The organism is Bifidobacterium sp. B4142 (assembly GCF_026537325.1).
GTDB lineage: Bacteria > Actinomycetota > Actinomycetes > Actinomycetales > Bifidobacteriaceae > Bombiscardovia.
Map to the genome: position 1 here is coordinate 142,669 of NZ_JAFNMJ010000005.1, position 8,730 is coordinate 151,398.

General features: G+C 57.9%; 11 protein-coding genes. 1 reads left to right on the forward strand and 10 read right to left on the reverse strand.

The genetic code is table 11. The features are described from left to right. Position 1: 1 nt before the first annotated feature. Positions 2-598 (reverse strand): gluconate:proton symporter, encoded by a 597-nt coding sequence (locus J3U06_RS08115; protein ID WP_324123894.1) that lies wholly within the window; start codon positions 596-598, stop codon positions 2-4. Between the two features lie 41 nt (positions 599-639). Between J3U06_RS08115 and J3U06_RS08120 the strand changes: the two genes are divergently transcribed. Beyond that, positions 640-1,020 carry a substrate-binding domain-containing protein gene (locus tag J3U06_RS08120; RefSeq protein WP_267401085.1) on the forward strand — a complete coding sequence of 127 codons (381 nt, stop codon included), beginning with the start codon at positions 640-642 and terminating at the stop codon, positions 1,018-1,020. Positions 1,021-1,269: 249 nt separating this feature from the next. Here J3U06_RS08120 and ptsP read toward each other — a convergent pair whose 3' ends face one another. From ptsP to J3U06_RS08165, 9 genes are all read right to left on the reverse strand, one after another. Beyond that, positions 1,270-2,883 carry a phosphoenolpyruvate--protein phosphotransferase gene (gene ptsP, locus J3U06_RS08125; RefSeq protein ID WP_267444870.1) on the reverse strand — a complete coding sequence of 538 codons (1,614 nt, stop codon included), beginning with the start codon at positions 2,881-2,883 and terminating at the stop codon, positions 1,270-1,272. After that, positions 2,880-3,140, reverse strand: coding sequence for an HPr family phosphocarrier protein (locus J3U06_RS08130; RefSeq protein ID WP_267430931.1), 261 nt, complete (start codon positions 3,138-3,140; stop codon positions 2,880-2,882). The genes ptsP and J3U06_RS08130 overlap by 4 nt, the downstream gene beginning before the upstream one ends. A 10-nt stretch (positions 3,141-3,150) precedes the next feature. Further along, positions 3,151-3,900 (reverse strand): D-allulose 6-phosphate 3-epimerase, encoded by a 750-nt coding sequence (gene alsE, locus J3U06_RS08135; RefSeq protein ID WP_267444871.1) that lies wholly within the window; start codon positions 3,898-3,900, stop codon positions 3,151-3,153. Positions 3,901-3,925: 25 nt separating this feature from the next. Next, positions 3,926-5,044: a PTS fructose transporter subunit IIC gene (locus J3U06_RS08140; RefSeq protein ID WP_267444872.1), complete on the reverse strand. Its 1,119-nt coding sequence runs from the start codon at positions 5,042-5,044 to the stop codon at positions 3,926-3,928. A gap of 37 nt (positions 5,045-5,081) precedes the next feature. Beyond that, on the reverse strand, positions 5,082-5,393 hold the full coding sequence (locus tag J3U06_RS08145; protein ID WP_267401073.1) for a PTS fructose transporter subunit IIB: 312 nt from the start codon (positions 5,391-5,393) through the stop codon (positions 5,082-5,084). A gap of 44 nt (positions 5,394-5,437) precedes the next feature. Continuing rightward, complete coding sequence (locus tag J3U06_RS08150) at positions 5,438-5,905, reverse strand: PTS sugar transporter subunit IIA (RefSeq protein ID WP_267401074.1); 468 nt, start codon at positions 5,903-5,905, stop codon at positions 5,438-5,440. After that, positions 5,902-6,342: a PTS sugar transporter subunit IIA gene (locus J3U06_RS08155; protein ID WP_267444873.1), complete on the reverse strand. Its 441-nt coding sequence runs from the start codon at positions 6,340-6,342 to the stop codon at positions 5,902-5,904. Before J3U06_RS08155 ends, J3U06_RS08150 begins: the two co-directional genes overlap by 4 nt. Then, the gene (locus J3U06_RS08160; RefSeq protein ID WP_267444874.1) at positions 6,339-7,841 is read right to left on the reverse strand and encodes a BglG family transcription antiterminator; all 1,503 of its coding nucleotides are present in this window, start codon (positions 7,839-7,841) and stop codon (positions 6,339-6,341) included. Before J3U06_RS08160 ends, J3U06_RS08155 begins: the two co-directional genes overlap by 4 nt. Positions 7,842-8,160: 319 nt before the next feature. Beyond that, positions 8,161-8,430 (reverse strand): NAD(P)H-binding protein, encoded by a 270-nt coding sequence (locus tag J3U06_RS08165; protein ID WP_267444875.1) that lies wholly within the window; start codon positions 8,428-8,430, stop codon positions 8,161-8,163. Between the last annotated feature and the right edge of the window lie 300 nt (positions 8,431-8,730).

The following is an 8,730-nucleotide window of genomic DNA, read 5'->3' on the forward strand; positions in this document are numbered from 1 at the left end:
TTCAGACCACCAGCGAGAGCAAAAGGACGGAAGCCAGACCTGTCACGGAAAGGACCGTGGTCACCGAGGTCCATGACATGAAGGTCTCCTTGAGACTGAGACCGAAGTACTCCTTGATCATCCAGAAGCCCGCATCGTTAACATGATCAGCCACAACCGAACCGGCGCCCACGGCCAGAACCATCAGTGCCGGGTTGACCGGCGACATGGCCATCAGGGGTGCCACAAGGCCTGCGGCGGTCAGGGACGCGACGGTTGCGGAACCCAGGCAGACCCTGAGAACCGCCGCCACCAACCAGGCGGCAATCAGGGGAGGCATGTTGATGTTGGCGAACATGGTGGATATGTAATCGGATATGCCTCCATCTACCAGGACCTGCTTGAAGGCACCACCGCCACCGATGATAAGGAGCATCATGGCGATCTGCTTGACGGATTCAGCCATCGAACCCGCGATTTCAGGCATCCGCTTGCCACGCGCATATCCCATAGACCAGATGGCGAAGCAGAGGGAGAGCAGCATGGCAATATCCGGGGCTCCGATGAAAGCTACAACCCTGCCTACCAGGGTGGCCTTGGGCAGGACGAAGGAGCAGATTCACCAGGGCCGCCCAGGCACTCAAGAAGCGGGCGGTCCGCATCGAAGTTGGCGATCACGATGCAAACTGGCTCGACGATAGACTGTGCAATGAGATCGGTGGGTCCGCACAGAAGGCCGGATCCCGAACCCTGCTGGTATCACTGATGGGGCCACTCCTCTTCCAGACGCTGACATCCCTGAAGCGGCTGAAACTGAACTTCCCCGATGACCTCGGCCTGGTCAGTTTCGACGACTGGGAGTGGTCCCAATATGTGCAGAAAAACATTTACCTGCTGGAACAGGACCCGACGGCACTGGGCGAGCAGGCCGCGTCCAACCTCTGCCGGCAGATGGAGGCAGCCGCCGAGAATCAGGACCCCTACCAAGCCAGTAGGAGCCTTGTCCTACCCGTCAGTGATGTACCCGCATCATCGATTTGACGAACCGAGAATGGTTGGCCCTTACTCTCACCGTGCATCCGGCGGGAAACGCCACATCAATCAGACACATAACCGTCTGGACGAATCTGATCCGACGACAGCCCCTTGGTTTGATGAATCACTGCGAATGCACGGAATCCGGACTGACAACCGTTTGCCGAATATGAGAATGGGGACCTCCGTCAAGAAGTCCCCATTGGGATTTGATTTAAATCATGGGTTTCCCGGCTCTCAATCCGAATATCGCAATCAGCGGGAGCGGATGACCTCCCTGACCGGCAGGACACTTGCCGGAGATACCGAGAGTTCGTCCAGACCGTCATCCAGGAAGGTCTCGGTCAGGGCCCGATCAGCACCCAGCTCACCACATATGCCACACCAGATGCCGGCACGGTGGGCCGCGTCCACGGTCATGTGAATCATGCGCAGAACCGCCGGCGAGTGCGGGTCGGCGAACTGCCCGAGATTTGGATTCTGTCGGTCGCATGCCAGGGTGTATTGGGTCAGATCGTTGGTCCCGATGGAGAAGAAGTCCACCTTTCGGGCCAACTCGGGAGCCATGATGACCGAGGCCGGGGTCTCGATCATGATACCCACCTGGATATCCTCTCTGAAGTCCACACCCTTACCACGCAACTCACTCTTGACCTGATCGATGATGACCCTGGCCTGGTCGACCTCGGTGGTGGAGGTGATCATGGGGAGCATGATCGCGATGTTACCGAAGGCGGAAGCCCGCAGGATGGCCCTGAGCTGCACCTTGAAGATCTCCGGCCTGGTCAGGCAGATGCGGATGGCCCGGTATCCCAGGGCAGGATTGGCCTCCTGCTTCAGACCGAAGTACCCGACCTGCTTGTCGGCACCGATATCCAAGGTGCGGATGATGACCGGCTTGTCACCCATCCGCTGGGCGACCTCCTTATAGGCCTGGAACTGGAACTCCTCAGTCGGGAAGTCATCGCTTTCCAGGTAGAGGAACTCGCTGCGGAAGAGACCGACCCCCTCGGCATCGTTGGCTTCTACCGCATCCAGGTCCGAAGGCCTCCCGATGTTTGCGTAAAGATGGACCTCCTGGCCCTCCTTGGTCCTGGTGGGCTTGCCCTTGAGTTCCTGGAGACGCTGCATGCGTTCCCGGTACTCCCGCTGCCGGGCCTCATAGGACCCCAGGGTCTCTTCGTCAGGGTCGATCAGCACCAGGCCCTGGCTGCCATCCACAATGGCGGTCAGCCCCTGGTCCTCGGGCCTGGGACTCTGACCAAGGCCGATGACGGCCGGCAATCCCATGGTCTTGGCCAGGATGGCAGTATGCGAGTTGGCCGAGCCCTGGCTGGTGGCGAAGCCAAGCACCTGGGAGGGGTCCATCTGTGCGGTCTGGCTGGGGGCCAGGTCGGAAGCCATGATGATGGTCGCCTGGTCCTGTTGCCCTGCCTGGACCCCTGAACCCAGATTATCGATCAGTCGCCGGGAGACATCCTTCACATCGGCCGCCCGGGCCTGCATATACGGGGAGTCCATGGCGGCGAACATATCAGCAAACCTCTGCGCGGTGGCATCCACTGCGAACTCGGCGTTGACCTTGTCCGACCGGATCTGCCCCTCGATCCCCTCCACATAATCCGGATCCTTGAGCATGAGCCGGTGGGTGTCGAAGAGTTCAGCCTTGTCCTCGCCGATTCTGGCTGCGGTATCCTCGCGAAGCTTGGCCAGCTGGTCCATGGAGACCTGCTGAGCCTGGTGGAAGCGCTCAATTTCGGCCTGGGGGTCGTCAACCGTGCGACGTTCCACCTGACCGGCCTCCTCCAGTACCTTGATGGGGCCGATGGCGATGCCGGTCGAGACGCCGGTACCTTTCAGCTCCCTCATAGATTCTCCTTGAAGAAGGCCTGGAGTTCCTCCGCTGCCTTGTCCTGGTCCGGACCATCGACGGTCACGTCAATCACGTCGCCCTGCTTCGCCCCCAAGGCCATGACCGCAAAGATGCGCTTGGCGTCCGCCGTGGTGCCATTGTCATCCAAAATGATGGAGGACCGGTACTTCTGCGCCTCCTCGACCAGCCTTCCAGCGGGCCTGGCATGCATGCCCTCAGGATCGGAAATGGTAAAGGTGAATTCAGTTGCCATGGTTTCCTCCTCAGTTCTGGCTGACGTAACAGCCGTTGTCGAACCGGTAGCCCGTGGATTCCTCATATTCGCGGACCATCTGATTCCAGGAGTCCTCGATCCGTTCGGTCAGGCCGAACAGGCCGGAGCGGCCGATTACGTAGATGTCCGGGTCCGCATCCGAAATCAGCTTCCAGTGAGCCAGGTTGGTGGACCCGTCCATCTCGATCTGATAACCGTAACCGTGTTCGTCTCGCATCTTGCGCAGCTGGACGATCTTGTCCAGGCAGACGGACAGGAAGCGCTGCCCGGCGAACCCCGGATCGATGGTCATGATGGTGACCTTGTCCAACAGGTCGATATAGGGCAGGATGGTCTCGACCGGGGTCTCCGGGTTGAGCACCATGCCGGCCTTGAGACCGGCATCGTGGATCTGGTCGATCAACCGGAAGGCCACCCCGTTGGAGACCTCGACCGGAATGCAGATCATCTCGCACTTGATGTCAATCAGCTGCTGGACCCAGAAGGGGGCGTCGGTCACCATCAGATGGGCCGACATGGGCAGATCGGAGATCTTGCGCGTCTGCTCGATGAACCACGGCGACAGGGTGATGTTGGGCACGAAGTGACCATCCATGATATCGATGTGGTAGAGGTTGACCCTGCTGTTCAGGAAGCCGATCTGCTCCCTGAACCGGTCCAGATCCATGGTCATCAGCGAGGGGGCCAGTTGGATCCGCCGCGAACGCGTGGCCAGTGTCTGTGCGCTTGTTGCTGTCATTTGGATTGTATTTCCTTAGGTTGGTTTACATTACCTGGATATCGTCCAGGTTCAGATCCTCTTCATCCTCGGCTCCGGCGGCCACGGGCTCATCGGCACCTTCGGGGATGTTCTTCTTGATCAGGGCGTAGACGATACCGGTCACCAGAATGTTGGCGGCGATGGCCAGGAGACCGACCCACCACTTGGCACCCATGGTCGGCAGCATCAGGAAGCCTCCGAAGGGAACGGTGGCACCCTTGCCGTCGGAGAGGGACATGAGGATGGCCCCCTCGCACATGCCACCGAGACCGGCGGCCACGATGCCCCTGACCAGGTCATTCATGACGATGGGGATCGAGCCCTCGACAATGTTGACCACGCCCATGGGCACGGCCGACTTCAAGGTCTCGACCTCTTCATGGGTGTAGATCCGCTTGCGCAGGAGCTTGGCCACCAGGTAGGCGAAACCGAAGCCGATGGGGGTTGCGGTGTTGGTCAACTGGAGGGCGGTGACGGGGCCGTTGATGCCCTGGGCCTGAAGGGTCAGGGCGAAGGCGAAGGCCGTCTTGTTGATGGGGCCACCGAAATCGACGATGCTGAGCGCGCCCAGGACACCACCGAAGATCAGGTTGGAGGTGCCATTCATGCTGGTCAGCAGGTTGGTCAGCCAGGTGGTGAACCAGGCCACGGGGGTACCGACAATATAGACCATGATCAGGCCGCTCAGAAGGGATGCCAGGAAGGGCACGATCAGGGTGGGCATGAGTCCCTTGGCCCAGCTCGGCACCTTGACATACCTGAGTACGGCAAAGGCCAGCCAGCCTCCGATGTATCCACCGATAATGCCTCCGATGAAACCGGCACTGATGGCCACTGCCGCCAGGCCGGTCACGAAGCCGGGCGCGATGCCGGGCTTGCCAGCAATTGAAAAGGCGATGCCGGTGGCGATGATGACGGGCAGAAGGCCCAGAGCCTTGCCGCCCAGTGTGGCCAGCGCCTGGAAGAAGTCGAACTTCCCCATGACCAGACTGTCCTGGGCCTTGCCGCCGAATGCCATACCGATGGCGATGATGAAGCCGGCACCACATACAATCGGAATCATGTAGGAAATGGCCGTCAGGAGGTGGCCCTTGAAGTTGGCCTTCTTCATAAATTGTTTCATGATGACTTCCTTGTCCGCATGGTTGCGTCCGCTTGGTTTACTTTCCGCTGATTTCGTGAAGCTTGGCGATGAGCTTGTTGGGGGACTTGATGGCGGTTTCCGTGGAGACCTTGACCACTTTCTTCCCCTTGAAACGCTCCTCGTCGGCGATCTTGATATCGATGGCCAGGATGACCACATCCGCCTGCTTGATGTCTTCCGCCGTCAAAGCATTCTCGATACCGATGGTGCCCTGGGTTTCAATCTTGATGTCATCACCCGCGGCCTTGGCTGCATCCTCCAGCTTCTGCTGGGCCAGATACGTGTGTGCAATGCCGATGGTGCATGCAGTCACCCCAACGATCTTCATAATTGATTACTCCTTCTTTCTTCTTTTTCCGTATTGACAATGCTTCATTTGGTCAGGGCCGCTACGACCTGGTCCTTACTGGTCGCCTGGAGAAGATCACGGACAACATCGGCCTTGGCAAGTTTGCGTGCGAATTCAGAAAGCAGTTGAAGGTGCCGTTTGGAACCCTCGTCATCAGCACCGACAGCAAAGAGGACCACCACCTTGGCACCGGTATCATCCAACGATTCCCACTCGATCTCGTGATCGAGTATGGCGATGGCGACCCCGTTCCTCTTCACCGTGTCACTCCTGCCATGAGGTATGGCCACGTGCTCGCCGATACCCGTGGCACCCTGGGCTTCGCGCTCATGGATGGCCTTGAGGAACTCATCCACCGAATCTATGTATCCGGCATCATGCAGTCGCTGAGCCAGTTCCGCGAATACCTCTTCCTTGGTATCGGCCTTGAGTCCGGTGACCACTGTCCGTGCATCGATCGCCTCACTGAGTGATGCTGAATCCACAATCATTTCCCTTCTGTCAGTAATATCTGCTGAACATCTGTATCCGCGCCCGACTGAAGCACATTCATGAAGGCCTCATCGGCCATGCGCCGGTAAAGCATCCGCAATCTCACCAGGTCCCTGCCATCGGGCTTCTCCGGCAGGAGAGTGACCAGAATCCGGTCCACGTCATGCCTACCGTCCCAGTTCAGGATTGGGTCGCACAATTTGATATAGAAAATGAGGCATTCGCTGATCTCGGATAACTGCGCATGGGGGTTGGCCAGATTGGCTCCGACCAAGGTGCTGCCTGCGGCTTCACGGTCCACCAGCCGCTCACGAAGACGGCCCGGCTCCTTGACCAATCCCAGATCGGACAGGTAGCCAATCACCCAATCAAAGAATTCGAAAGCATCGACTGATGCCTTGCCCAGATCTGGCTCCCATTCCATAATCGTTCTCATCGACCAGCCTCCCCACTGCGAACCTGATCGGCCATACGCTCAAGCCGTTCCTGATCCTCGATGGTCAGCATGGCGCTGACAACCAGCGTGGGCATGGTCAGGCTCTCGGGAAGACCGACAGTCGAGACCACCAGGCCGATTTCATGATGCATGTCCAGCACAGCGTCGATGTCCTTGATCGCTACCGTTTCCACGATGTTCAGGTCGGAGAACCGGCGTTCGATCTTGGAACGGAGCAGCTGTGCCGTGCCTAGGCCTGTGGTGCAGACCAGCAGGATATTGACAGGCGTGCGCAGGTTCTCGACTGCCTGCGCAAAATAGACCGTGATGAACCCGACCTCCTCCCCGTCGATGTGGTTAAGGCCAAAACGTTCCTCCAACCGTTTCGTGGCATCCTGAACCGTCCGGAAAAGGTGGGGGTACTCCAGGCGAATCTGCTCCAACAGGTTGTTGTTGACCTTGATCTTGTTCTGCAGCCGATTCAGGAGGGGCTTCATGTGCTTGGCCAGACCGGAGAACAACTCTCGGCTATCGATATCCCTATAGCGGGGATCCAGCGCCACCTGTTCGATCAGATACTGGGTAGCCGAGCGCACCTCTTCAGGAATCTCGGCCGGGGTCGACAGGCCGCCTTCGATCCTTGAGGAGGTCAGATACTGGTAGAGGTAGTAGATCTCGGCATCTGGAAGGTCGGCATCCAGGTACATCTTGACATTATCAATCACGGACCGGCACACGTCCATGACCTTGGAATGCTCCTCCGGCCCTCCGTAACCCTCCGGACAGGACGTGTCCTCCATCAGGGAACCCACCCTGCGAAAGCGTTCTATGAGTATGTACAGGTGGGTGAAGATGTTAACCCGGTAAGGGTAGGGAATCTCCGCATGGATCAGCTCCTCGATCAGATCGAGTTGCTTGTTGACGAAGGCGGCATCGCGCTGCTCTATGCTCTGGTTTGGCTGCATGAATTGATGGTTTGCCAGGTCGCCCTCATCAACGAAAAGGCTGCTGATGGCCCGCCGGATATCCGCTTCGGCACCCTCGACCCAGACATACCCGCTGACTCGTTCCAGGGACAGACGAAACCTGCCCAGTATCAGGCGCAGCGAGCGCAAGTCGGTGGACATGGAGGAGTCGCCGATATAGTACTTCCCCCACAGCTCGCTCATCCGATACTTCTGTGGTGCCGTGATCAACAGACGCTTGACGATTTCATCGCGACGTTCAATGGATGAAAGATGGCTGACATCAATGTTGGCGTCGCCTAAGGCACATCCTACGTCACCAAGGGAAACGGCGTCCGGATTGCGCAACCGGTACCCACGACCGCGCTTGGCCTCGATAAGTCCATGCTGACCGCTTTGCTGGTTAATCTGTCTGACGGCCCGGGAAATGGTCTTGGTCGATACTTTGAGAGCAGACGAGAGCTCCGATCCACGAACAAAATCGCGACGATTGAGCAAATACCCAATCAGCGACTTCTTGAATCTGGTCTCCATCGCCCAACCTCCTTTACAAGAAAGAGTAAGTTGATTGAGGTCCACCGAGACTGGTGTGTATTGTTGTCTTAAGTCCGTTGATAGGGGACGTATGAATGCAGGCCGCTCCACCTGCTGTCTCATTAATCAGAACCGGTATGAGCGATACCACTTCTGAATTTCCATTCCGTGTTTCGGCAGGATGCCGATCACACTTACTACTACTGTCTGTCCGCCCCGGTCAACCACCGAAGACCGGCTTGACTCTGGTCTCGCTATCTACGAATCAGAAAACACCTGGGCGGACAACAACCATGTACTTACACTACTCACTACTCAATCATGCTCCGTCAATCAGGGCTTCCCTGATCGGCGTGTCACCGCACAGGATGTTGCAAGCATGGCCAATGCTCTGCCTGGTATCGATACAATCCACCAGGCACCTGGCCACATCATGAATCGGCATCTTTCCAGACCCCGAGTGGGAGAACTCAATATGCCCCGTACCCTCATCTTCGGTCAGGCTGCCTGGCTCGATAAGCGTGTAGTCCAAGCCTGAATGAATGAGATGCTGGTCGGCCATGTTCTTGGCCGTATAGTAATCACCCATAGTTCTGATCATCGGCTCGACACCGGGATCCTCCTATCAGTTCGCATCAGCTGCCTCATCAAAATGAGCAGACCACTTTATCTGATTGAATCGAACAAACCATCATCTGGCAACGTGCCCAAGCTTGGGCTCCATTCAGTGGCGTGTTTGTGCTGATGCGCGTAAAAAGAAAGGACCCGTGCAGGAGTGTGCCTGCATGGGTCCTTCAATATCCGTGTTGTGGCGGCGGTGTGCTACTCTCCCACACTCTTCCGGGTGCAGTACCATTGCCGTGCTGGGTCTTAGCTTCCGGGTTCGGAA